Here is a 24,437-nt window from a genome sequence, read left to right as displayed (position 1 = left end):
CATCCAACACACGCACGACATCGACTTCGAATGCAAGATGGAGATTTCACGATGACGAACGATCAGAGGGGCGGTCTCGCGCGCCCCGAGGTGAGCGAGCGCGATGCAGAGACCATCGCCCGCGAATGCTACGGGATCGCCGCAGCCGCCGCGGAGCTGGGGAGCAACCAGGACCGCAACTTCCTGCTCACCGAGCCGGACGGAGCGCGCAGCGTCCTCCGCATCGACAACCCGGTGTTCGGCGACGAAGCGCGAGACGGCCAGCACGCGGCCCTCGAGGCCTACCGCGCTGCCGGAGTGCCCGCCGCCGCGGTGCTGCCCGGTCTCGACGGAGAGCCGACCCAGCGATGGCAGGGGTTCGCCGTGCGCCGCAGCGAGTTCGCCGAGGGCGAGCCGCTGGTCGACCAGGGGTATCTCGCGCCCGTCGTGCTCGCGGAGTTCGGCGCACTCGCCGCAGCGTCGGCGAACGCGCTCGCGGGGCTCGTTCATCCGGGTCTCGATCGCCCGCACATGTGGGATCTGCGGGTCGCGCACGCCGAGACCGTGAAGCTCGCACCCTCCATCACCGACGCCGAGCTGCGCGCGCGGATCCTCGCGGCAGCGGACGAGGCGGCCGCGGCGCTCGCCGCGGTGGCGCCCGAGCTTCCGGTCCAGGCGATCCACGGCGATCTCACCGACGACAACGTGATGGGCGTGCGCGGCGCCGACGGCCGGCTGCATCCCGGCACGGTGCTCGATCTCGGGGATCTCTCCTACGGCTGGCGCGCGGCCGAGCTCGCGGTCACGGCCAGCTCGATGCTGCACCACGATCCCGAGCGTCCGCTGCGCGTGCTCGACACGATCGCCGCGTTCCACCGGGACGCGCCGCTCGCCGTGGCGGAGGCGCGCGCGCTCTGGCCGCTCGTGGTGCTGCGCGCCGCGCTGCTGGTCGCGAGCGGCTGGCGCCAACTGGAGATCGACGGCGCGAACGAGTACGCCAGGGAGCGCATCGCGGGGGAGCAGGCGATCTTCGACGCCGCCACGCGGCATCCGCTCGCCGAGGCGGGCGAGCAGGTTCTCGCGCGGCTCGGCTTCCAGGGGGTGGCGGCGGACCACGGGCTGCGCCTCGCCGCGGCGCCGCTCGGCGGCGGGCTCGGGCCGCTCGCGCCGCTCCTGCCGGAGCTGGTGGGCGAGCCGACGATCCTCGACCCCGGAGTCGAGAGCGACGCCCTCGATGCGGGGCGGTGGCGCGACGCCGACGCCGAGGCACGACTCGTCTCGGCCGCTTTCGAAGCCGGTGCACCGGCGGCGGTCCTGCCCTACGGCGTCTACCGCCTCACCCGCACGGCGGTGGATGCGGCGGATGCGGCCCCCACCTGGCCGGTCGACGCCGAGGTCTGGCTCGCGGGAGGAGCGGAGCTGCGGGTCACGGCGCCGGCCTCCGGCGTCGCGCGCGAGGTCGGCGACGACTCGGTGACGATCCTGCTCGGGGGCGAATGGCGTCTGATCGTCTCCGGCGTCGTCCCGTCGGTCTCCGAGGGCGTGGCGCTGGCGTCCGGCGACGTGTTCGCCGCGGTCGCCGCCTCGGAGCGTCCGCGCGCACTGATCGTGGGACTGCGCCGGGCCGATGCCCCCTCGGCGCCGCAGGGCGCGACGATCGCCGCCTCGGGCGCGGCGCTGATCGAGCCCGAGCGCGCGCGCGCCTGGCGCCGCTTCAGCGCGGATCCGGCCGAACTGCTCGGCCTGCCCCGGCTCGCGCAGCGAGACGAGGCGGGCGACGAGCAGCGGCGCCGGGAGCGCATCTTCGCCAGCGCGCAGGAGCGCTACTACGAGCGGCCGATGCAGATCGAGCGCGGCTGGCGCCACCACCTCATCGACACGACGGGCCGCGCCTATGTGGACATGGTCAACAACGTCACCGGCCTCGGGCACGGGCACCCCGGAGTCGCCGACGCGGTCAACCGGCAGATCCGGATCCTCAACACCAACTCGCGCTTCCTGTACCGCGAGCTCGCCGAGTACAGCGAGCGGCTGCTCGCGCTGCTGCCGGACCACTCGGGCCCCGGAGGCGCGGCGTTCGACGGCGACGATCCCGAGCGACCCCGTCTCGACACCGTGCTGCTGGTCAACAGCGGTTCGGAAGCGGTCGACCTCGCGCTCCGGCTCGCCCAGGCGGCGACCGGGCGCAAGACCATCGTGGCGCTGCGCGAGGCCTACCACGGCTGGACGATGGCGAGCGACGCCGTCACCACGAGCGCCTACGACAACCCCTTCGCCCTCGAGAACCGGCCCGATTGGGTGCATGTCGCCGATGTGCCGAACCGCTTCCGCGGCACCTACCGCGGCCGCGGGACGGGCCCGGACTACGCTCGGGATCTCGGCGCCGATCTGGAGCGGCTGGGCTCCGAGGGCCGCGAGGTGGCCGGATTCATCTGCGAGTCGGTGCTCGGCAACGCCGGAGGCGTGCTGCTGCCCGACGGGTATCTCGCCGAGGCCTATGCGCGCGTGCGGGAAGCCGGCGGCCTCTGCATCGCCGACGAGGTGCAGGTCGGCTTCGGCCGGATGGGGTCGAGCTTCTGGGGCTTCGAGCAGTCGGGCGTGGTGCCGGACATCATCACGATCGCGAAGCCGATGGGCAACGGGTTCCCGATCGGCGGGGTCATCACCTCGAAGCGGATCGCCGATGCGCTCGCCAGCCAGGGGCAGTTCTTCTCGTCGGCCGGGGGCAACCCGCTGAGCTGCCGGGTCGGCCTCGCCGTGCTCGACGCGATGGAGGAGGAGGGGCTGCAGGAGAACGCGCGGATCGTCGGGCGGCGCCTGGCGGACGGCTTCCGGGCCCTCGCGGAGCGGCACCCGATCATCGGCCCCATCCACGGCGAGGGCCTGTATCTCGGCGTCGAGCTCGTGCGCGACCGCGGGACGATGGAGCCGGCGACAGCCGAGGCCGCCGCGATCTGCGAGCGACTGCGCGAGCTCGGCGTGATCGTGCTGACCACCTCGGAGCGCTCGAACGTGCTCAAGGTGAAGCCGCCGCTCTGCCTCACCGCGGAGAGCGCCGACTTCGTGGTCGCGCAGCTCGACCGGGTGCTGAGCACCGGCTGGTAGGAGCGGCGCAGGCGGGGCTCAGCCGAGCAGCAGGGAGCGGGGGTTGTCTTTCATGACGCGGAACGGGAGGATCTTGCCCGGCTGCCAGTTCGGAAGCGCGGCGGCGGCGATCACCGTCTGGTAGATCGTCCGATACGACGGCAGGCCGTCGATCGTGATCTCGAGTTCCACGGCGTACACGGTGACGTCGTCGACCCGACGCTCCGTGGGAGTGAGCGAGACGACCTGCCCGGAGGCGGGGATCCCGCTCTGGTAGGCCTGCAGGTTCTCGAACGGATTGCCGCTCGCCGCTCCGCGGCTGCCCGGGGACCCCGGCTGCCCGTTCTCGAGGTACTGCTCCGCGAGCTTCGCGGACTCCCGGATGCTCTCGGCGTAGTCGGTGTTGAGGGACTGCGCGGCACCCGCCTTGATGAGGGTGCCGAGATCCCTGAAGATCCCCATGGTCCGATCAGCTCGAGAAGGCGATCTTCTGCGGGTCCGAAGGATCGACCCTGACGTCGTGGGCGGATCCGACGGCGTAGCCGGCGAGCATCGTGGCGGGGATCATCTCGCGCTTGACGACGGTGTACGGCGCCTGACCCGGAAGCGTCACCTGCACCTCGAGCTGGTACCAGGGGTTCCCGGCGTTCTGCTCGCCGGTGGCGACCGCGGAGGTGATCACGCTCGTGCCGGGGACTCCGACGGCGAGAATGCGGTTCAGCTCCTGCCCGTAGGCGTTGAGCACATCGTGGTCGCTCTGCATCTGGGCTCCGAGACCACCTGAGACGTCAGCGGCGGTCGGGAGCCGGCCATCGGAGTATCCGGCCTGACGCATGGCGTCCTCGGCCGCCTGCTGGGCGGCTCGTGCCTGTTCCTCGTAGCCGCCGGGAGTCCCGGAGAACGCCTGCTTCGCGCGATCGAAAAGTCCCATCTGGGTCTGTCCTTCCCACATTCGGTTGCTGACTCACATCGGACACCGGTCGTGTTCCAGTCTAGTCGGGAGGACTGGTGAGAGACGAAGCTTCGCCGTCGGGATGCGTCACCGAGGCTGCGCGAGATTCTCGCCTCCCGCATGACGCGAGGATCCTCGGGTCTCGCGGGGTGTCGGCGGCGTCGGGCTCGTCGACGGCGCCGAGGCCGGATCCGAGACCGAAGAGCAGTTCGACCGCGCGCGCCGCGTCGTCCGCGCCGCCCGCGCGGGCCAGCTCGCGCAGTCGCACGGTCGGCTGGTGCAGGATGCGGCCCGCGAAGTGCCGTAGCGCGGCCTCGACCGCTGGATCGGCTCCCGAGCCCCGGCCGAGCCGGGTCAGCTCGTCCTGCAGGATGTCTCCCACGTGATCCCTCAGCGCGACGAGGGTGGGGACCGCGGCGTTCTCCGCGCGGCCCGCGAGGAACTCCGCGGCGGCCTCGCTGACGATCTTGCGCGCCTCTGCCTCCGCGGAGAGCTCGGGGATCGGGGCGTGCTTCACCACCGTCTCGAGATCGAGGAGCTCCACGCCCGGCACCCCGGCGGCGGCGGGATCGATGTTCCGGGGCAGGCCCATATCGATGAGCAGGCGGGGGCGCGGGGTGCTGCTGCGCGCCGGCGCGATGGAGCAGAAGGGCGGACGCCCCGGGCGGGTCGTGCGGGCGAACTGGTCGCTGGTGAGCAGCGGGTCGCGCGTATTGGTGCAGGCGACGACCAGATCGGTCTCTCCCAGCTGCGTGTCGAGCGCCGACGCCGGGACGGGGTCGATGACGTGGGAGTCCGCGAAGCGCTCCGCCCGGCCCGACGGCGAGAAGACCCCGATGTGCTTGGCGCCCCTGGCGCGCAAAGCGGCGAGGCTGGCTCCCGCGTAGGCGCCGGTGCCGATCAGCAGGACCCTGGCGCTGCCCCAGTCGCCGATGCGGCTCTCCGCCATGCGGAGCGCGAGGCGGACGAGCGAGCGGCCCTTCGACTGGAGCTCGGTGCGGTTCTTGATCTCGCGCGAGGTGCGGGTGGCGAGCTGGAAGAGGCGCTCGAGGTCGGAGGAGACCCGCCCCGTCGCACGGGCCTGTTCCAGCGACTTCCGGACCTGTCCCGAGATCTCGCCCTCGCCGACCACCGCGGATTCGAGCCCGCTCGACACGGAGAACAGGTGCTCGGCCACGTCGCCGCCCAGGTAGACGGCCATCGCCCGGGACAGCTGCTCGCGGGACAGCCCGGTGATCCGCGCGATCTCATCGAGGGCCGCGTCGACGATGCCGGTCTCCGACGACACCTGGAGGTACACCTCGAAGCGATTGCAGGTGATGAGCGGCACCGATCCGCGGATCTGCGCCGGTTCGCCCGGCGACGACCCCGCAGCGCGCAGCGAGCCGAGCGCTGCGGCGAGTTCGTCCGCGTGGCGTTCGATGCGTTCGAGGATGCCGAGATCGATGCGATGATGATCGATGGAGAGGCAGAGCAGCATGGCGGCGAATCCCGAAAAACTCCTGGTCGGTCATCGTCGTCCGATGCCGATCTGTCCAGCGACGCGGCCCGGTGCACACGTCTGATGAATACAGAGTACCATTACATCTGATGTATGAATCTCACCCGACGCACCCGTTGCGGGACGGCCGCACCTCGAATTCCACCCTCGTCCGAGCGCTTCGCGGCGACCGCACCGACCGCACCCCCGTATGGTTCATGCGGCAGGCCGGCCGCTCCCTGCCCGAGTACCGCGAGATCCGGGCCGGGAAGACGATGCTCGAATCCTGCCTGACCCCCGAGGTCGCCGCTGAGATCACCCTGCAGCCCGTGCGCAGGCACGGCGTCGACGCCGCCATCTTCTTCAGCGACATCATCGTGCCGCTCGCCCTCGCCGGCGTCGAGGTCGAGATCGCCCCCGGTCGCGGACCGGTGTTCGCCACGCCGGTGCGCACCGCGGCGGAGGTCGAACGCCACCGGCGGGAGTTCACCGTCGACCGCCTGCGCGAGGCGGCCGGGCCCATTCGCGCCGCCGTCGCCGGCACGGTCGAGCAGCTCGGCGGAACCCCGCTGATCGGCTTCGCGGGGGCGCCGTTCACGCTCGCCGCCTATCTGGTCGAGGGTGCGCCGTCGCGGGACCACCTGCGGGCGCGGAGCCTGATGCACGAGGATCCCGAGACCTGGCGGGCACTGCTCGACTGGGCGGCGGACCTCAGCGGGGCGTTCCTCGAGGAGCAGGTGAACGCCGGTGCCAGCGCGGTGCAGCTGTTCGACTCCTGGGCCGGCTCGCTCAGCGCTGCGAGCTACCGGGCTCGTGTCGCGCCGGCCTCCGCCCGGGCTCTGGAGGCCGTGCGCCCGGCAGGCGGGCCGGACGCGGCGGACGCCTCCGATGCGCCGATCATCCACTTCGCGGTCGGCTCCGGGCATCTGCTGGAGGAGCTCGCGGCGATCGGCGTGGACGCGGTGGGCGTGGACTGGCGCACACCGCTGGACGAGGCGAGCGCCCGGCTCGGGCATCGCAAGACGCTGCAGGGCAACGTCGATCCCGCCTTCCTCTCCGCTCCCGACGAGGTGCTGCTCGAGCACGTCTCCGACGTGCTCGAGCGCGGCCGGAGCGCCCCCGCGCACGTCCTGAACCTCGGCCACGGCGTGCCGCCGGAGGCCGACCCCGCCGTGCTCACCCGCGTCGTGGAGTTCGTGCATGGCCGCTGACACTCCGGCGGTCCCGCCGCGCATCGCCGTGATCGGCGGCGGCGTCGCCGGGCTCGTGGCGGCGGGGGAGCTCGCCGAGGGCGGAGCGGACGTCACCCTGTTCGAGGCCTCCTCGAGACTGGGAGGCCGCATCAAGCGCGAGAGCATCGACGGCGCCGGCTTCGACGTCGGCTTCGACATCGGCGCCGAGGCGTTCGCCACGCGAGGCGGCACGGTGGCCGCGTTCCTGGAGCGGATCGGCCTCGCGGAGCGGATCGTGCAGCCGGCCCCCATCGGGTCCTGGCTCGCCGAGGGCGGCAGCGCCGTGCCCCTGCCGGCGGCGGGAACGCTCGGGATCCCCGCCCGTCCGCTCGGCGCGGACGCGATCCGCGCGCTCGGCCTGGCGGCGGCGCTTCGCGCGAGCGCGGAGCCGCTGCTGCCCCGCTCGTGCGGCGCGGCGGCCGAGACCCTCGGCGAGCTCGTGCGGCAGCGCCTGGGCTCCGGGGCCCTCGACCGGCTCGTCCGGCCGGTCGTGCTGGGCGTCCACTCCGCCGACCCGGTGGCGCTGCCCCTCGACCGCTTCCCCGAGCTGACGGCGGAGTACGAGCGCACGGGATCGCTCATCGCCGCCGCGCGGGCGCTGCGCCGGCACACGACCGCCGCCGGCGGTGCCGTGGCCGGAATCGAGGGCGGGATGAGCGTGCTGGTGGAGGCGCTGGAGGCGCGCCTCGCCGCCGCGGGCGGCGACATCAGACGCGGCACCCCGGTGGCCCGGGTGCGCGGTTCGGACGACGGGAGCGCGGGCGAGGCCTGGAGGGTTCACCCCGAGGAGTACGGCGACAACGTGGGGGGCGGGCTCCCGTTCGACGCCGTGCTGCTCGCGACGACCGAGCGCGCGACGAGAAGCCTGCTCGGCTCGGCCGAGACCGGCCGGGAGACCGCGGTCGAGGTCGTCGCGCTGCTCGTCGACGCGCCCGGGCTTGACGAGCACCCCCGCGGCACCGGGGTGCTGGTGGCCAAGGATCCGAGCCGGCCCGAGACTGCGCAGCGGGCGAAGGCGCTCACCCATGCGACCGCGAAGTGGACCTGGCTCGCCCGTGCGGCCGGTGCCGGGAGGCACCTGATCCGCCTCTCCTACGGTTCGCTCGGGCGCCAGCCGATCACGCGCGATCTGGCGGACGACGAGGTGCTCGACATCGCGCTGCGGGACGCCTCGGAGCTGTTGGGCGTCGAGCTGAAGCGCGATAGTGTGCTGGGCATGCGACGAGCCCTCTGGGTGTTCTCGGCGGCTGATCCCGAGCGGTCCGCCGCAGAGACCGACGCCCTCGAAGGAATCGCGCGGGGGCCGATCGCCCTCGCGGGAGACTGGGTGCACGGCACGGGACTCGCCTCGGTGATCCCGGGTGCGGTGGCCGCGGCCGACGAACTGCTCGCCGCGCTGCAGCGAAGCGAGGTGACCGCATGACGGAGAGCCAGACGAACGGACCGCGCGGAGTCGCGGACGGGGCGGCGATCCCCGTGATCCGGGAGCCGGTGCCGTCTCGGCCCGGACTGATCCGTGTCGGCACGCGGGGCAGCTCGCTCGCCGTGACCCAGAGCGGGGACGTGGCGCGGGAGATCGCGCGTCGGAGCGGCCTCGAGGTCGTGCTCGTGGTCGTCAGGACCTACGGCGACGTCTCGAGGGAGCCGCTCGCCCAGCTCGGCGGCACCGGCGTGTTCGTGAGCGCCCTGCGTGACGCGCTGATCGGCGGCGACTGCGATCTCGCGGTGCACTCCCTCAAGGACCTCCCGACCGCGCCGTTCCCGGGCATCGATCTGGCCGCCATCCCCAGGCGCGTCGATGCGCGGGACGCGCTCTGCGCCCGTGACGGGCTCGATCTGGCCGGGCTCCCCGAGGGCGCCCGCGTCGGCACGGGCTCACCGCGCCGAGCCGCGCAGCTGCGCGCGCTCCGCCCGGATCTGCGGATCGAGGGCCTCCGCGGCAACGTCGATACCCGGCTCGCCCGTGTCGGTGCGGATCTCGACGCGGTGGTCCTCGCTGCGGCCGGACTCGAGCGGCTCGGCCGCGCGGAGGCGATCACCGAGCGGTTCCCCCTCGAACGGATGCCCACCGCCCCCGGGCAGGGGGCGCTCGCCGTCGAGAGCCGAGCCGAGGCGCGCGGCACCGGTGGGAGCGCGTCGGGCGACGGCTCGCGCCCGATGGCCGATGCCCTCCGCCGGATCGACCACATGGAATCCCGCGCCTGCGCCCTCGCCGAGCGAGCCCTGCTGAACCGCCTCGAGGCGGGCTGCGCGGCGCCCGTCGGCGCCTGGGCGCGCGTCGACGGTCCCCGGCTGACGCTCACCGGCACCGTCTACCGCCCCGACGGAGGCGACACCCTGAGCCTCACCCGCGAGCGCCCGTCCGCGCGGGGCGATGCCGCGGCGCTGCTGGGCGAGGACGTCGCGCTCGGTCTCCTCGACCGCGGTGCCGCCGATCTCGCCGGGCTCGGGGCTGCGCGATGACGGCTGTCGGGGGAACGGAGACGGCGCGCGGCGCACTCGACGGTCTGCGCATCCTCGTCCCGCGGGGCGGAGACTGGGGGGAGGGGATCGCGGCGCGGATCTCCGCGCGCGGGGGGCGGCCGGTCGTGGCTCCGCTGCTCGAGACGCGGCCGCCGATCGACGGATCCGGGCTCTCCCTGGCGGTGGAGGAGTGGAACCGGGGTCGGTTCGGCTGTCTCGCGGTGACGAGCCAGAACGCCGTCGCCGCGCTCGGCGAGCGGGGGATCCGGCCGGTCGCGGGCGGCCTCGTCGCCGCGGTCGGCCCGGCCACCGCGACGGCCCTGCGGGGGATCGGGCTCCCGGTCGACGTGCAGCCCGAGACCGAGTTCTCCGGACGGGGGCTCGCCAGGGCGCTGCTGGGGGCTTTCGAACTGCGCGGTGCTCCCGCGTTCGATGAGGGGACCGGCGCGATGCGCGTGCTGCTGCCGGTCTCGGAGCTGGCCGGCGACGAGTTGCCCCGCGCCCTCCGCGAGGCCGGGCACGCGGTCGAGCGGGTCACCGCCTACCGCACCGAGGTGCTCCCCGCGGATCCCCGGATCGGGGGACTGCTCACCGGCGGCGATCTCGACGCCGTGCTCGTCACGAGCGGTTCCGCCGCGTCCGCGCTCCTCCGCCACTATCCGGGCATCCACCGGCGAACGGCGCTCGCGGCGATCGGCGAGCCCACGGCCAGGGCGCTCGTCGACGGCGGGCTGCACGTCGACGTGGTCGCGGCCGAACACACCGTCGGGGGACTGCTCGACGCCCTCGCCGCGGCACTCGCGCCCGATGCCCCGCCCCGATCCGAGGAGACCCGATGATCCCACCCGTCCCGTCCCGCCGTCCGCGACGTCTGCGCGCCACGCCGGCCATGCGCAGACTCGTCGCGGAGACGCGGCTGCACCCGGCGGACCTCGTGCTGCCGCTCTTCGTGCGCGAGGGGCTCAGCGAGCCGCAGCCGATCGCCTCGATGCCGGGGGTCGTGCAGCATACGCTGGACTCGCTTCGCGAGACCGCCGTACTGGCCGCGGAGGCCGGTCTCGGCGGGGTGATGCTGTTCGGGGTGCCGCAGCGGCGCGACGCGCGGGGGAGCGGCGCCGACGATCCCGAGGGGATCCTCAACCTGGCCACCGCGGCGGTGGCGGCCGAGGCGGGCGACTCGCTCGTGGTGCAGACGGATCTCTGCCTCGACGAGTTCACGGATCACGGCCACTGCGGGGTGCTCGACGCCTCGGGCGCCGTCGACAACGACCGCACGCTCGAGCGCTACGCCGAGATGGCGATCGCCCAGGCCGAGGCCGGGTCGGCGCTGCTCGGGCTCTCGGGGATGATGGACGGCCAGGTCGCCGCGGTGCGCGCGGCCCTCGACGGAGCCGGGTTCTCGTCCACCGCGATCCTCGCCTATTCGGCGAAGTACGCCTCCGCGTTCTACGGCCCCTTCCGCGAGGCGGTCGACTCGCAGCTGGTCGGCGATCGCCGCAGCTACCAGCAGGATCCGGCGAATCGCCGCGAGGGCGCGCACGAGGCGGCCCTCGATCTCGACGAGGGCGCCGACATCGTGATGGTGAAGCCCGCCATGTCGTATCTCGACGTGATCTCGGACGTCGCCGAGCTGAGCCCGGTTCCGGTGTGGGCCTACCAGGTCTCCGGCGAGGCCGCCATGATCGAGGCCGCCGCCGCGAACGGCTGGATCGACCGGCGGCGGGCGATCGAGGAATCGGTGACCGGGATCCGGCGGGCCGGGGCCGATGCCGTGCTCAGCTACTTCGCCCTGGAGATCGCGGGGTGGATCCGGTGAGCGCCACGAGAAGGACGGAGAAGAACGCCATGCAGAAGACGGAGCGGAGCGCGGAGCTCGCCGCGCGCGCGTCGCACGTGATCCCGGGCGGAGTGAACTCGCCGGTGCGGGCCTTCGGCTCGGTCGGCGGCACGCCGCGCTACCTCGTCGCGGGCAGTGGCCCCTACGTCACCGATGTCGACGGCAACCGCTATGTGGACCTCGTCGCCGCCTGGGGGCCCGCGCTGCTCGGCCATGCCCACCCGGAGGTGACCGGCGCCGTGCACGACGCGGTCTCGCGCGGTCTCGGCTTCGGAGCTTCGTCGCCCCTCGAGGCCGAGCTGGCCGAGGAGATCGTCGCGCGGATTCCGGCGGTCGAACGAGTGCGGCTCGTCTCGACCGGCACCGAGGCGACGATGACTGCGATCCGGCTCGCCAGGGGCGCCACGGGCCGTCCACTGCTGATCAAGTTCGCCGGGCACTACCACGGCCATTCCGACGGGCTGCTCGCGCAGGCGGGTTCCGGGCTCGCGACGCTCGCGCTGCCCGGCTCGGCGGGGGTGACCGCCGAGACGGCCGCGCAGACCCTCGTGCTGCCCTACAACGATCTCGCGGCCCTGGAAGCGGCCTTCGCCGAGCACGGCGACCGGATCGCCGGGGTGATCGCCGAGGCCGCCGCTGCGAACATGGGGGTGCTCCCTCCCGCCCCGGGCTTCACCTCCGCCCTGATCGACCTCGCCCACCGGCACGGCGCGCTGGTGATCCTCGACGAGGTGCTCACCGGGTTCCGCTCGGGACCCTCCGGCTACTGGGGGATCGAGGCGGAGACCGTCGGGGACGGGCTGCGCCCGGATCTGTTCACCTTCGGGAAGGTGATCGGCGGCGGGCTGCCGCTCGCCGCGCTCGGCGGCCGGGCCGAGGTGATGGAACTGCTGGCACCGCTCGGACCGGTGTACCAGGCGGGCACGCTCTCCGGCAATCCCGTGGCCGTCACCGCCGGCCTCACCACGCTGCGCCACGCCGACGCCGCGGCCTATCGACGGCTCGGCGAGGCGGCGGACGCGGTGGCCGCGGCCGTCGACGGGGCGCTGACGGACGCGGGCGTGCCGCATCGCGTGCAGCGGGCTGGCACGCTGCTGAGCGTGCTGTTCGGCGAGTTCCCGGAGGCCCCGCGCGACTACGAGCAGATCCGGCGCCAGGAGGCCTGGCGCTACGCGCCCTTCTTCCACGCCATGCTCGAGGGCGGGGTCAACCTGCCGCCGAGCGCCTTCGAGGCCTGGTTCGTCAGCGCCGCGCACGACGAGGAGGCGATCGCACGCATCGCCGACGCGCTCCCGGCGGTGCGGCCGGTCACTGAGCGAAACGGCCGGGTGTCGGTCGCGGTGAAAAGGATAGAATCGTCTCAGTTCCGAATCGCGCCCGTGGCCGAGCGGTGTGATCGAGGAACGCGGCCGCGAAGGGGGCGTCGTGACGGTATCGGCTTCAGAGATGCTGCTGCGCCAGCAGCAGAGCTTCGTCGAGGGCATCGAGCCGCTGCTGATGGCAGCCTCGACGCGCGCCGCAACCGCGGTGCTCGTCGGGGACTCGGGAATGGGCAAGACCACGGTGATCGAGGCGGTAGCGGAGCGGGCGTCGAGCCTCGGCCGGGCGGTGCTGCTGCGCGGAGACCGGTACGAGTCCGATCTCGGCTTCGCGACGCTGGAGGAGCTCTTCCGTCGACTCCGGCTGCGAGGCGGGGAGAGCCTGACCACCGCCGATACCGATCCCGTGGCGCAGGGGCATCGCCTGCTGCGATACTTCGACGAGCTCCGCGAGCCGCTGTTCCTCCTCTTCGACGATATCCAGTGGATCGATCCGTCCAGCGCCCGCGCCCTCCGCTTCGTGCTGCGCCGGAGCGCCAATCACCGACTCGTCGTGATCGGCGCCGCCCGCCCGGTCGATCATCCGCTCCTCGACATTCTCAGCACGCAGATCTCCGAGGGCATGGGCTTCTTCCGAGGAGAGCTCGCCCCGATGATGGCCGAGGATGTTCAGAACCTCGCCTGGACCTCCCTCCGACGTCGGATCTCCTTCCGCACCGCGAGTGCACTGCGCAACGCCACCAACGGCTCCCCGTTCGTCGTGATGCAGCTCCTGAGATCCATCGAGGACTCGCTCGACGCCGCCCCCCACCCCGCGAGCTGGGAGATCGCCCTGCCCGAGATCCCGTCGATCCAGGAATCGGTGAGGGTCCGCCTCGACGCGCTTCCGGAGGCCGCGCGCAACACCGTCGACACCGTCGCGATCCTGGGGGAAGCGGTGAGCCTGCCGCAGCTCTCCGAGCTGGCGAGACGCTCGGGCGCCGCGCTGTCGCTCTCGGAATCCGAGACCTCCGAGTTCCTCGCGGTCCGCCGGAACCGAGGCGTGGTCTGGTTCGAACCGCGCCACCTCCTCCTCGCCGAGGCGATCCGGGCGTCGGCGCCCCTCGACGTGCAGCTCCGAGTGCATCGTCTGGGGGGCGAGATCCTCACCGGCCATCGTGCGTTGAAGCATCGGGCGGAGGGATCCTCCGACTACGATCCCCGACTCGTGAGCGACCTGATCGATGCGGCCAACACCGCCGCGGATCGTTCCCACCACGACGCCGCCGTATCGTTCGCGCTCTCCGCCGTGGAACTGCAGATGCCGGGCGACGAGCACGAGCGGACCCTGCTGAAGGCCGGCGTCATCGCGCTCCGCGGGCGCCAGCATCAGCGCATCTTCCACCTGATCCCCAGATTCATGGAGCTTCCTCAGAACCTGATGCGCGACATGATCCTCATCGAGATCCTCGTTCTCGTCGGGGACCATGCCACGAGCTTCCGGCTGCTGAAGGGCGCCCTCTCCGACAGGGATCCGAGCGCCGACGCGCGCGCCGTCCGCGGCCACATCGCGGCGGCCCTGCCGATGGCGCAGCTCGCCACCGGCCAGTTCGAACCGATCATCGGGCAGGTGCAGACGGCGCGCGCCCTGCTCTCGCAGGTGCCGACCGATCCGGCCGAACTGTCCGAACCCTCGCTGGCCTGGCTGATCTCGCCCCAGCAGGACCTGCTCAGGCTGCAGGCATGGCTCATCATCGCTCTGTGCCACCTGCGCCGGGAGGACGAGCTCGAGGAGGCCTTCGAAGTGGGCGACGCTCTGCTCGAAGGCATCGAGCAGACACCGGCCGCGGTCGACTACCTCACCTCCAAGGCCCGGGCGATGCTCCTCATCGGGCGCCCGGACTGGATCCGCGCCGAACTCCAGGAGGTCTACCGCTTCCTGCCGAGCGCCTCCACCGCATGGACCGGAGGCCACAGCCGGATCTCCTACGCGCACGTCCTGTTCATCTACGGGAACTGGGATGAGGCCGCGGCGGTGCTGGACACCGCTGTGGCCTTCGCGCTCGACGAGACGGATCGAGCGGTGCAGCCGCTCACCTACGCCATCGCGGCCCTCATCCACGCGGCCCGCGGGGACTTCGATGACGCCGCCGGCTTTCTGCAGTCCGGCGCCGACTACGAGACCGGGGGACTCTCGACCTACGAGGTGGACATCCGGTTCATCGCCGCGGCGGAACTGGGTCGTGCTCAGGCCGATCCGTCGGCGCAGCTGCGCGCGGTGACCGGGGAGGCGCTGTCGCCGCGCATCCGCTCCACGCTGGGCTGGATGACCTACCGCATCGATGCGCTCGCCGAGCTGGGGCGGTACGACGAGGCGGCCGAACTGCTCGAGGCGGTCGAGGCCAGCTCGCGGTGGCAGCCCTATTACGGCAGCCTGAACTGGTTGCGCGGTCGCGTCGCGGAGTCCGCGGGCGACCTGGACTCGGCTCTGGAACACTTCCTCGCAGACGATGCCGAGACATCGCCCTTCCGCTTCGCCGACGCCGTGCGGCTGCTCTCCCAGGCCCGCGTGCAGCAGCGGCTCGATCAGACCGAACCGGCGTTGGCGAGCGCGCAGCGGGCCGCCACGATCTTCTCCTCGCTCGGAGCCGCTCCCTACCGGGAGCGGGCGCTGAGACTCCTCGCGCGCATACCGTCCGGGCCGCGGAGCGCCGGGGCGCCCGGTCCCGGAACGACCCGCGTCCCGGAGAAGGCGTCGCTGCTCGCGGCGACCGCCGATCCCCTCGAGAAGCTCACCACCAGGGAGCGGCAGATCGCCCACTTCATCGGACGCGGGTGGACGAACCGGGAGATCGCCGACCATCTCTTCGTCTCGGTCACCACCGTCAACTTCCATACCCGCAACGTCTTCGCGAAGCTCGGGGTGAAGTCCCGCCGAGCGGTGCGGGAGATCGCGACGTCCGTCTGACACGATGCATCGTCGGCCGGGCCGCGCTGCGCCGCGTCGGATCTTGAGAGGCTTGCCCGTTAACAACTGACGGTTTTCCCCTCCGCGCCGCTTCCGCCCTCCGCGGCCGACCTAGTCTGAGACGAGGTACGGCTCTGGGGGAGCGGCATCGGCGTCACGACCCCGCAGGAAGAACGGGACGGATGGTCATGAACGATACGATGAGGCTTGTCCAGCGACGAGTGCGGCGCGGCATATCGCTGGGGGCGATCGGCGCGCTGCTCGCGGGCACGCTGACGGCCGTGGGCGCGGTCTCGGCCCAGGCCGCCACCCTGCAGACGACCATCACGGAGAACGGCAGCTACACCGTTCCGGACGGCGTCTCCGAGGTGACCTTCTCGCTCTACGGCGGCGCGGGCGGTTCGGGGTACGGCAACTCCTACGGCGGCGCGGGCGGCGCCGGCGGTCGAGGCGGCGTCACCACGATCTCGGTTCCGGTCGCAGCCGGCGACGTGTTCGACATCCGGGTCGGCAAGCGGGGCGACAACGCCGGGAATCAGTACGGCGCGAGCCCCGGAGCGGGCGATCCGGCCGGCGGTGGCGGCGGCAACGGCACCCCGGACCTTCTGGCGCCCGGTGCCTCGGGAGTCGGCGGCGGCGGCGGTGGCGGCGCGACCACGCTCGCGGTGTCGGGCGGATCCGCGCTGGCCGTCGCCGGCGGCGGTGGCGGTGGCGGCGGCGCGTCGATCGAACTGCTCGGCGCGTTCGCCTTCAACGGCGGAGACGGCGGCGACGCCGCTCAGGACGGCAGCCCCGGGCGGAACGGAACCGACGTGCTGTACGACCGGGTCGGCAGGGTCGGCGGGGGCGAGACCGACGACCAGCGCGGGGCCGATGCTCCCACCGCGCCGCTGGGAGGCGGCGGAAGCGGCGGCGGCGGCGGTGGCCACGCCAAGGGCGGCGGCGGCAAGAACCCCCTCCTCGGAGCGGGCTCCGGCTCGGGCGGTGCCGGGGGCACCAACTGGGTCGCCGCCGGATACACCTCGAGCACCGGTCTCGGGCCGGTCGGTCAGAACGGCTACGTGATCGTCACGGCCGAGCAGGTGCTGCAGCCCGGTGTCGCGGTCTCTCCCGCCTCCACAGCTCTGGTGCACGGCGAACTCAGCAGCGTGAGCGCCACGGTGACCGAGAGCGGAGCAGCCCTCGACGACGGCCGGGTCCGCTTCACCGCCGTTCCCGCGGTCGGCACCGACGACGAGATCGATCTGGGCACCCGCGACCTGGACGCCACGGGAAGCGCTTCGGTGGACTTCCGACTCGACACCGGCACGTACCGGATCCGGGCCGACTTCCTGCCGAACGACCCGGCGGAGTACGCCTCGGCGACCGCCCTGGGCGACGCGATCACGGTCGCCCAGGGCGCGACCGGAACCAGCATCTCCGTTCCGCACTCCAGCGGGCGCCTCGGCGACCCGGTCGAGCTGAGCGCCCGGGTCCTGCCGCAGTCCCCCTCGTCGGGCGTCCCGACGGGTGAGATCCAGTTCCTCCTCGACAGCGGCTCCGGGGAGCAGGAGCTGGGGGCGGCGCAGCAGATCGACGCGAACGGCCGCGCGACCCTGACCGTAGACAGCCTCCCGGTCGGGGCCAACTCGGTACTCGCGCGCTACCTGGGCGACGCCTCCTTCCTCGGCTCCGACAGCGGAACCGCCACGGTCGTGGTCAACCAGAGCGAGGCGAGCATCGAGGTCGTCAGCCTGCACAACCCCACCGAGGTGGGTGAGGAGGCCGTGTTCCGTGCGACCGTCTCGGCCGCCGACGGCCCGACGCCCACGGGGCTCGTGGAGTTCTTCTCCGAGGACGGCTCGCTCGGCACGGTCGCGCTCTCGCCCGCGGGCATCGCGAATCTGCGCACCACCGGACTCCCGAAGGGCCACCGGCACATCTGGGCCGTCTACGCGGGCGACGACCACTACGAATGGGCGATCAGCCTCGACGTGGTTCAGGCCGTCAACCCGGGCGAGACCCGTGTGCTGCTGAGCAGCGACCGGAATCCCGCGGTCGGCGGCGAGGACGTGGTGCTCACCGCCGAGGTGGAGCACAGCGGCGATGGCGCCGGAACGATCGGCGGCGAGGTCCAGTTCTTCGCCGACGGGGTGGCGCTCGACGCCCCGGTCGCCCTCACGGGGCAGACGGCGACGAAGACCGTCTCCGACCTCGAGCCCGGCTCTCATACGATCACGGCGCAGTACCTCGGCAACGCCGACTCCGCCGAGTCGTTCTCGACGGCGCTGACGCAGGTCGTCCACGCGGCGAGCACCGAGACCCTGCTGACGACGAGCGCGTCGCCGATCACGATCGGTCAGGGCGTCACGTTCACCGGGACCGTCGTCGATCGCGACGGGGCTCCGGTCGCCTCGGGTCGGATCCAGTTCCTCAACGGGGGCGTCGCGGTCGGCACGCCCCAGGCCGTGAACGCCTCCGGCACGGCCACCTTCACGCTGGTGCCGGGCGACCTGGCGGTCGGCCAGCACCATCTCACGGCGCGATTCCTGGGGACGCCCGATCACGACGCCTCGGAGAGCCCCGTGCTGATCCAGCAGGTCAACGATCTGGCGGCCTCGCGCGTGGTGCTGCACTCGTCGCAGTCGCCGAGCATCGTCGGCGGCCCGGTGACCTTCACCGCGACCGTCGAGCCGCAGCAGGGCTCCGGAACGCCGAGCGGCAGCGTGCGCTTCTACGCGGACGGCGCGTCGCTCGGCGACCCGGTCGCGCTCAGCGCGGGCAAGGCGGAGCTGAGCGACGTCACGACGCTCGAAGCGGGAACCCGGCTGATCACGGCGGAGTACCTCGGCGACAGCGGCTACGCCCGTTCCCTCTCCCCGGCGCTCCCGCAGGTGGTCGAGGCCGTGGCGACGCGGGTGCAGGTGGAGAGCGACGGCTCGCCGTCGCAGCTCGGAGCCGACGTGACCTTCACCGCATCGGTGATCGACAACGTGGGCGACCCGGTCGCCGTCGGCAAAGTGCAGTTCTTCAACGGCTCCGCGGCGCTCGGCGCCCCGGTCGCGCTCGCCGCCGACGGCACGGCATCGGTCGTGGCTGAGGAGCTCGCCGCGGGCGATCACCAGATCACGGCCCGTTTCCTCGGATCGGGCGCGTTCCCCGCCTCGGTGAGCCCGGTGCTCACCCATCGGGTGAGCGACCGGAAGGCCGTCGCGGTCACCGTCGGCAGCAGCGCGTCGCCGTCGCGAGCGGGTGCCGCGGTCGATCTCACGGCGAGAGTGCAGCCGGCGACCGGAAGCGGCGCCGCACCCACCGGCAAGGTGCAGTTCCTCGTCGACGGCATCGCCCACGGGTCGCAGATCGAGCTGGTGAGCGGCGAAGCGACGCTGAGCACGGACCGCCTTCCCGCGGGCACGCTGAGCATCACCGCCGCCTATCTGGGCGATGCCCGCTTCCTGCCGGGCATCAGCGATCCGCTGCTGCAGCGGATCGAGGCGGCCGAGACGCGCGTCGAGGTGAGCAGCAGCGACTCGCCGATCCGGGTCGGCCTGCCGGTGACCTTCCGCGCCGAGGTCTCCGCCGCCGATTCCTCGGCCCCCGTGCCGAGCGGGCGGGTCCAGTTCTACCGCGGCGACACCGCGTTGGGCGGCACGCAGGCCCTCGACGCGAGCGGTGCCGCGGAGCTGACACGCGACGATCTCGCGGTCGGCACGCACGAGATCACGGCCCGGTATCTGGGCGACGCGCTCTTCGACGGGTCGCGGAGCGAGATATTCCGGCAGGTCGTCAAGGACCGGGAGGCGACGGAGACGACGCTGTCGGCATCCGTGTCGCCGAGCCGTGCCGGCGAGGACGTGACCTTCACGGCTCACGTGCAGCGCGAGACGACGCCCAGCGCTTCGACTCCCAGCGGATTCGTGCAGTTCTTCCAGGACGGTATCGCGCTCGGGAATCGCCAGCCGCTGGACGGAAGCGGGCATGCGGCGCTCACGACCTCCGATCTGCCGGTGGGAGCGCTGGGCATCACCGCCGCCTACCTGGGCGACGACGATCACGCACGCTCCACCAGTCCGGAGCTGAGGCACAGGGTGAAGGAGAACAGCACCGCCGTGTCGTTCCGCGCGTCGAAGGCGCGTTCGGTCCGCAGCGAGAAGGTCACCTTCTCGGTCACGGTCACGACGGTCGAGGCGAGCGCACCCGTGCCCGCCGGTCAGGTGCGCCTGCAGGTGAACGGCCGCCTGGTCGGCAACCCCGCGACGCTGCAGTCCGATGGAACGGCGACGCTGAGCTACGGCAGCCTGCCCGTCGGCGAGAGCAACGTCTCGATCGTGTATGCCGCCGACGCTCAGCAGCGATTCGAATCCAGCGTGAGCGAGACGTTGCGGTTCACCGTGGTGAAGACCCCCTACAGCGCCGTGATCACGACGCCGAAGAAGACGGTGGACGCCGGTGGTCGGATCTCGGTGATCGCTCGGCTGACGTCCACCGGGGGGCCGAGCGCCGTGGCCGCGGGAACGGTGCAGTTCTACGCCAACAACCGCCCGGTGGGCGGCAAGGTGAGAGTGGCCACCACGGGAAGGAGCTCGGCCAGGCTGATCCTCAACAACGGCCTGCGCGCCGGGAAGTACGCGATCACGGCGCGCTACACTCCGGCGAATCCCTCCCTGAACCAGACGGCCCGCAGCAACCGCATCAACATCCGCGTCAAGAGCAATCCGGTCCGGATCTCTGCGAAGGCCGAGAAGCGGACGGTTCGTGCGGGGGCGCAGGTGGCCGTCGCCGGCCGCGTGACCACCGAGCACCGGGTGGGTCAACGGATCGGCGGGAGGATCAGCGTCTATAAGAACGGGAAGCGGATCGGTCGGGCCCACATCGGGGCCAACGGGAAGTTCGCCTTCTTCGCCAAGCTGAAGGCCGGCCGCTACGGCCTGGTGCTCAAGCACGAGCCGCGAGAGTCCTCCAACCTCGCTCGTGGGGCGAGCAAGGTGGTAAGGGTCACCGTGCGAGGTTGAGCCCCGGGGAACGGGAGCCGGCGGCGACGTCTGCGCCGGCTCCCGTTCCGTATCGGCTCGTTCATGCCGCGTGCATCGCGGCGAGCGCGAGCTCCGCGAGGATCACGCCGGCGACCAGGATGAACACGATACCCGCGAGGAGGTCGATGTAGGGGGTGGCCCGCCCGAACCATCGCTGGAACCCGCGCGAGGAGGTGAGCCAGGCGAAGGCGAGGAACCAGGCGAGGCCGACGGAGGTGAGCGCGAGCACCACCGCGAGGCGGTCGAGCCAGCCCGCGTCGGGAGGCAGGATCTGCGAGAACAGCGCGGCGAAGAAGAGCAGCGCCTTGGGATTCGACAGGTTGGTGATCATCCCGAGCCGCAGCGGATGATCGGTGACTCTGGCGGTGAAGGTCGCCGCGGTCTCCCGCAGGGTCCCGATGCCGCTGCGGATGCTCTGCACGCCCATCCAGATCAGCACGGCCGAGCCGAGCAGCTGCAGCGCGCCGAGCGCTGCCGGGAAGGCGCGCATCAGTGCCGCGAGTCCCAGCACCGAGGCGGTCGTCCAGATGGTGTTGCCGACCATGATCCCGCCGGCGGCGAGCATCGCCGCTCGGCGCTCCCGCACGCCGAGCCTGAGCAGCAGGAAGGTGTCCGGCCCGGGGACCACGATCGCGATGGCGAAGGTGACCAGCAGCGTCGTCCAGGCGACGGCGGTCAACGTGCGATCCTCATGCCCCCATCCTATGGAGCGGCCGGATCGGGCGTCGATCGTCGCACTACACTGGTGATGCTCGCGGAAGTGGTGGAATTGGCAGACACGCAGGATTTAGGTTCCTGTGCTCTCGGGCGTGGGGGTTCAAGTCCCCCCCTTCCGCACGGACGATTGAGCCGAGCGGAGAGCGAGCCTGCTTGTTCGACCGAGGCGATTGAGATCCGTTGAATGATGCGCGGCGTCATGAACACGGACGATTGAGCCGAGCGGAGAGCGAGCCTTCTCGTTCGACCGAGGCGCGAGGAGGGCGTAGAATAAGCATCGGTCCCGCAGACACGAGCACCTGATCTCGGGGCCATGGGTGTGCCGGGAAGTCTGGTCGGCGAACGCAACCTCGACGACCCCGCGATGGAGATGCCTTGCCCTGCTTCCTTGGAACGGCGACCGATGGCCGCCCCGCTTCGAGCCCTCCGACGGCGATGCGGTGCGAAGCATCGCTGATGCGCTCATGACCAGCACCTCCCACCGACCGGCGTTCCCCGGCTACGGCAGCTTCCGCGAGGCCACCCGCATCGGCACACTGCTGCGCAAGGAGACCGTCGGTGGTCTCCTGCTCGTCTCGGCGGCGCTCCTCGCGATCGTCTGGGCGAACACTCCGTTCGCCGATATGTATTTCGCGCTGCGCGACTTCGAGATCGGCTACGAGCCCTGGCATCTGAAACTCAGTCTCGGAGCCTGGGCGGCAGACGGTCTCCTCGCCGTCTTCTTCTTCCTCGTCGGCCTGGAGTTGAAACGCGAGTTCGTCGCCGGCGACCTCCGCAGATTCTCGACGGCCGTCGTGCCGATCGCCGCGGCCGCCGGCGGCGTCGTCGTGCCCGCACTGATCTTCGTCGGCATCGTCTGGCAGGAGCCGCAGTTGCGCCACGGTTGGGCGATCCCGACCGCCACGGACATCGCCTTCGCCGTCGCGGTGCTCGCGATCATCGGCTCGCACCTGCCCGCGGCACTGCGCATCTTCCTGCTGACCCTGGCGGTCGTGGACGATCTCCTCGCCATCAGCATCATCGCTCTCTTCTACACCGACGAGATCCAGTTCGTCCCGCTTCTGCTCTCGCTCGGGACGATCGCGATCTACGGGCTGCTCGCGCAGCGCTACCGGACCTTCTTCGGATCGCGGCCGTTCGCCGCGTGGCTGATCCTGCTGCCGATCGGCATCGTCGCCTGGGCGCTGATGCACGCGTCGGGCGTGCACGCCACCATCGCGGGCGTGCTCCTGGGGTTCACGATCCCGGTGCTCCACCGCGCCTCCGCCGACGAACGAACGAGGAGCAGGCCGGGGCTCGCGGAGGAGTTCGAGCACCGCTTCCGCCCGATCTCGGCGGGTCTCGCCGTGCCGGTGTTCGCGTTCTTCGCAGCCGGGGTCTCGCTCGGGGGGATGGAGGGCATCCGGGCCGCGTTCGCGCATCCGCTCACCTACGCGATCATCGCCGCACTCGTCCTCGGAAAACCGCTGGGCATCGTGACCACCACCTGGGTGATGACGAGAGCGATGCGGCGGCCGCTCGACCCGGCCCTGCGCTGGATCGACATGGTCGGAGTCGGGCTCCTCGCGGGGATCGGCTTCACCGTCTCGCTGCTGGTGGCGGAACTCAGCTTCGACGCCGAGTCGGCCGAGCACGACTACGCGAAGGTCGCGATCCTCACCGCCTCGCTGCTGGCGGCGGTCTTCGCGGCCGTCCTGCTCGGTCTCCGCAACCGTCGATATGGGAGGATCCTGGCTCGCGAGCAGATCGACGCGGACTCGGACGGTGTTCCCGACGTGTATCAGTAGGTATCGAGCGTCCCGCCCGGAGGGCGGCCCCACGGCACCGCCCGGCCCAGCTCCGCCGCACCGTTCGTTCTCCTTCCGTTCATCTCGATGCGGCAGCATTCGAAGGTGCCGTGTGCCCGGAAGCCTTCGGTCGCAGAGAACGACAGAATCGAGCCCCATCGACCATGACGCAGACTGAAGACGCGGATGCGCCGTTCAAGAGACCGGATCTGCTGAAGCGCTTGGACGGTTCCTTCTCGAGCAGGTCCTCCGGGGAGCCGGCGCGGGAATCGCCGATCGGAACGGTGCGCAGCACGTTCGTCCCGCCTGCCGAGCGCCGGACCCCGGTGGTGCTGCCCCCGGCACCGGTCGAGCCGTCCGTGGCGCCGTCCGCCGCTCACCCCGCTCCGCAGCCCCCGCCCGTCCAGAGCGACGCCAGACGGCTGAGACGCGCGGACGCCGAACTCATGCCGATGCCGATCGCGGTCATCGGCGAGCGCGGCCAGAAGCCCCCGACGTCGTCGGCGCTCGCGAAGATGCGCCAGATCTCCCACGGAGTCGTCGCCTCGCGCGAGGGCATCGTCGGCATCGTGCTCGTGAACCTCGAGGATTCTCAGCCCGTGGTGGTCGCCTCGAACCCCGAGCATCTCTTCCTGGACCGGCTGCTCGAGCTCTGCCGGACGAGCGCCGCGATGTTCCGCGGGGCGAGCCTCAAGGCGAGCGAGCACGCCAGGGAGATCACGGGCAAGGAGCCGCCGGATCCGATCGTGAAGTCCATCCAGGTCGAATCGGATCGCACGGTGACCATCAACCGCGTGCTCGAATCGAACCACGGGCACATGCTGATGCTCATCACCCTGAAGAGCCAGCCCATCGGGCTGAGCCTGATGGTCGCGAAGCAGGCGTGCCAGGAGCTGGAGCCGCTGCTCGAGCAGCATCTCGCCGCTATCGCGGCTCCCTGACCCGCGGCGCGAGCTCCTCCACCCGCCGGGCGAGCCGCTCGAACGCCGCATCGAAGGCGGCGTCGGTGCCGAGGGCGCTCGGGTTCGGGATCGACCAGTGCAGCCGGGCCGAGCCGCGGAGGCGCTCGTGCGCGTGGTCGCAGACGGTGATGAGACAGTCGTCGGCGGCCGGCAGCTCGCCGAGTCCGCGCGGCGGCGCGGGCGAGAACGGGAGTCCGTGCCGCGCGGCGGCGGCGATCGCCCCCGCCGAGACCGACGGCGCGGGGATCGTCCCCGCCGAGGTCGCCGGTATCGGGCTGCGCCGCTCCCACAGCGCGGCGGCCAGGGGGGAGCGCGCCGAGTTCCCCGTGCAGACGAACACCACCCGTCGCGCGGCGAGCACGGGCGACGGGAGGAGCGCCTCGAAAGCGCCGGGCAGCAGGTGCAGATAGCTGCGGCGCCGGTCGCCCTCCGACCGCGTCCGTCCGATCATCCCCGCGCGCTCGAGCACCCTCAGGTGGTGGGCGAGCAGATTCGAGGCGAGTCCGAGCTCGGTCCGCAGCGCGCTCGGCGACCGGTCGCCGAGCGCGAGCAGATCCACGATCCGCAGACGAGCGGGCTCCGCGAGTGCGGCGTGGCGCGCGGCGCGCTCGGCGACGGAAGTTCGCTCATTGTTCATTGAGTCAAGTTTGACTGAGATGATGTCGA

General features: G+C 72.0%; 15 protein-coding genes, 1 tRNA gene and 1 pseudogene. 12 read left to right on the top strand and 5 right to left on the bottom strand.

Going from position 1 to position 24,437, the window contains the following annotated elements; all coding sequences use genetic code 11:
• The first annotated feature begins 51 nt into the window (after positions 1 to 51).
• Positions 52 to 3,084, top strand: a complete 3,033-nt coding sequence (locus J4H92_RS08910; protein WP_208097834.1) for an aminotransferase — start codon at positions 52 to 54, stop codon at positions 3,082 to 3,084.
• Positions 3,085 to 3,102: 18 nt separating this feature from the next.
• Here J4H92_RS08910 and J4H92_RS08905 read toward each other — a convergent pair whose 3' ends face one another.
• The 3 genes from J4H92_RS08905 to J4H92_RS08895 all read right to left on the bottom strand — a co-directional run bounded on the left by J4H92_RS08905 (position 3,103) and on the right by J4H92_RS08895 (position 5,495).
• The gene (locus J4H92_RS08905; protein WP_208097833.1) at positions 3,103 to 3,525 is read right to left on the bottom strand and encodes a hypothetical protein; all 423 of its coding nucleotides are present in this window, start codon (positions 3,523 to 3,525) and stop codon (positions 3,103 to 3,105) included.
• A 7-nt stretch (positions 3,526 to 3,532) separates the two neighbouring features.
• Complete coding sequence (locus J4H92_RS08900) at positions 3,533 to 3,994, bottom strand: hypothetical protein (RefSeq protein ID WP_208097832.1); 462 nt, start codon at positions 3,992 to 3,994, stop codon at positions 3,533 to 3,535.
• A 61-nt stretch (positions 3,995 to 4,055) separates the two neighbouring features.
• Complete coding sequence (locus J4H92_RS08895) at positions 4,056 to 5,495, bottom strand: glutamyl-tRNA reductase (protein ID WP_208097831.1); 1,440 nt, start codon at positions 5,493 to 5,495, stop codon at positions 4,056 to 4,058.
• Positions 5,496 to 5,605: 110 nt separating this feature from the next.
• Between J4H92_RS08895 and hemE the strand changes: the two genes are divergently transcribed.
• The 8 genes and pseudogenes from hemE (at position 5,606) to J4H92_RS08855 (ending at position 20,284) form a co-directional block, all read left to right on the top strand.
• Positions 5,606 to 6,706: a uroporphyrinogen decarboxylase gene (hemE, locus tag J4H92_RS08890; protein WP_208097830.1), complete on the top strand. Its 1,101-nt coding sequence runs from the start codon at positions 5,606 to 5,608 to the stop codon at positions 6,704 to 6,706.
• A complete protein-coding gene (locus tag J4H92_RS08885) occupies positions 6,696 to 8,150 on the top strand; it encodes a protoporphyrinogen/coproporphyrinogen oxidase (RefSeq protein WP_208097829.1) in 1,455 nt (484 codons plus the stop codon). The genes hemE and J4H92_RS08885 overlap by 11 nt, the downstream gene beginning before the upstream one ends.
• Positions 8,147 to 9,190, top strand: coding sequence for a hydroxymethylbilane synthase (gene hemC / locus J4H92_RS08880; protein ID WP_208097828.1), 1,044 nt, complete (start codon positions 8,147 to 8,149; stop codon positions 9,188 to 9,190). Before J4H92_RS08885 ends, hemC begins: the two co-directional genes overlap by 4 nt.
• A complete protein-coding gene (locus J4H92_RS08875) occupies positions 9,187 to 10,029 on the top strand; it encodes a uroporphyrinogen-III synthase (RefSeq protein ID WP_208097827.1) in 843 nt (280 codons plus the stop codon). The genes hemC and J4H92_RS08875 overlap by 4 nt, the downstream gene beginning before the upstream one ends.
• Positions 10,026 to 11,006: a porphobilinogen synthase gene (gene hemB, locus J4H92_RS08870; RefSeq protein ID WP_208097826.1), complete on the top strand. Its 981-nt coding sequence runs from the start codon at positions 10,026 to 10,028 to the stop codon at positions 11,004 to 11,006. The genes J4H92_RS08875 and hemB overlap by 4 nt, the downstream gene beginning before the upstream one ends.
• A 29-nt stretch (positions 11,007 to 11,035) precedes the next feature.
• A pseudogene (gene hemL / locus J4H92_RS08865) lies at positions 11,036 to 12,325 on the top strand (glutamate-1-semialdehyde 2,1-aminomutase); the annotation flags it as partial.
• A gap of 127 nt (positions 12,326 to 12,452) precedes the next feature.
• Positions 12,453 to 15,293, top strand: a complete 2,841-nt coding sequence (locus tag J4H92_RS08860) for a LuxR C-terminal-related transcriptional regulator (protein WP_208097825.1) — start codon at positions 12,453 to 12,455, stop codon at positions 15,291 to 15,293.
• A gap of 188 nt (positions 15,294 to 15,481) precedes the next feature.
• Positions 15,482 to 20,284: an Ig-like domain-containing protein gene (locus J4H92_RS08855; protein WP_208097824.1), complete on the top strand. Its 4,803-nt coding sequence runs from the start codon at positions 15,482 to 15,484 to the stop codon at positions 20,282 to 20,284.
• Between the two features lie 61 nt (positions 20,285 to 20,345).
• On the opposite strand, the gene J4H92_RS08850 is transcribed toward J4H92_RS08855, so the two are convergent.
• Positions 20,346 to 20,984, bottom strand: coding sequence for a LysE family translocator (locus J4H92_RS08850; protein ID WP_208097823.1), 639 nt, complete (start codon positions 20,982 to 20,984; stop codon positions 20,346 to 20,348).
• A 75-nt stretch (positions 20,985 to 21,059) separates the two neighbouring features.
• On the opposite strand from J4H92_RS08850, the gene J4H92_RS08845 reads away from it, so the two are divergent.
• The 3 genes from J4H92_RS08845 to J4H92_RS08835 all read left to right on the top strand — a co-directional run bounded on the left by J4H92_RS08845 (position 21,060) and on the right by J4H92_RS08835 (position 23,750).
• Positions 21,060 to 21,142: transfer RNA gene (locus tag J4H92_RS08845), tRNA-Leu, on the top strand.
• Between the two features lie 344 nt (positions 21,143 to 21,486).
• Positions 21,487 to 22,809, top strand: a complete 1,323-nt coding sequence (gene nhaA, locus J4H92_RS08840) for a Na+/H+ antiporter NhaA (RefSeq protein WP_208097822.1) — start codon at positions 21,487 to 21,489, stop codon at positions 22,807 to 22,809.
• Positions 22,810 to 22,973: 164 nt separating this feature from the next.
• Positions 22,974 to 23,750 (top strand): hypothetical protein, encoded by a 777-nt coding sequence (locus tag J4H92_RS08835; RefSeq protein ID WP_208097821.1) that lies wholly within the window; start codon positions 22,974 to 22,976, stop codon positions 23,748 to 23,750.
• Here J4H92_RS08835 and J4H92_RS08830 read toward each other — a convergent pair.
• Entirely contained in the window at positions 23,734 to 24,408 is a 675-nt protein-coding gene (locus J4H92_RS08830) for an arsenate reductase/protein-tyrosine-phosphatase family protein (protein ID WP_208097820.1), read from the bottom strand. The two genes, J4H92_RS08835 and J4H92_RS08830, sit on opposite strands and share 17 nt — an antisense overlap.
• Positions 24,409 to 24,437: the final 29 nt, after the last annotated feature.

It is taken from the genome of Leucobacter weissii (assembly GCF_017565745.1).
GTDB lineage: Bacteria > Actinomycetota > Actinomycetes > Actinomycetales > Microbacteriaceae > Leucobacter > Leucobacter weissii.
Note: the sequence above shows the minus strand (reverse complement) of the source record. Positions and strands in the feature narration are given on the sequence as shown.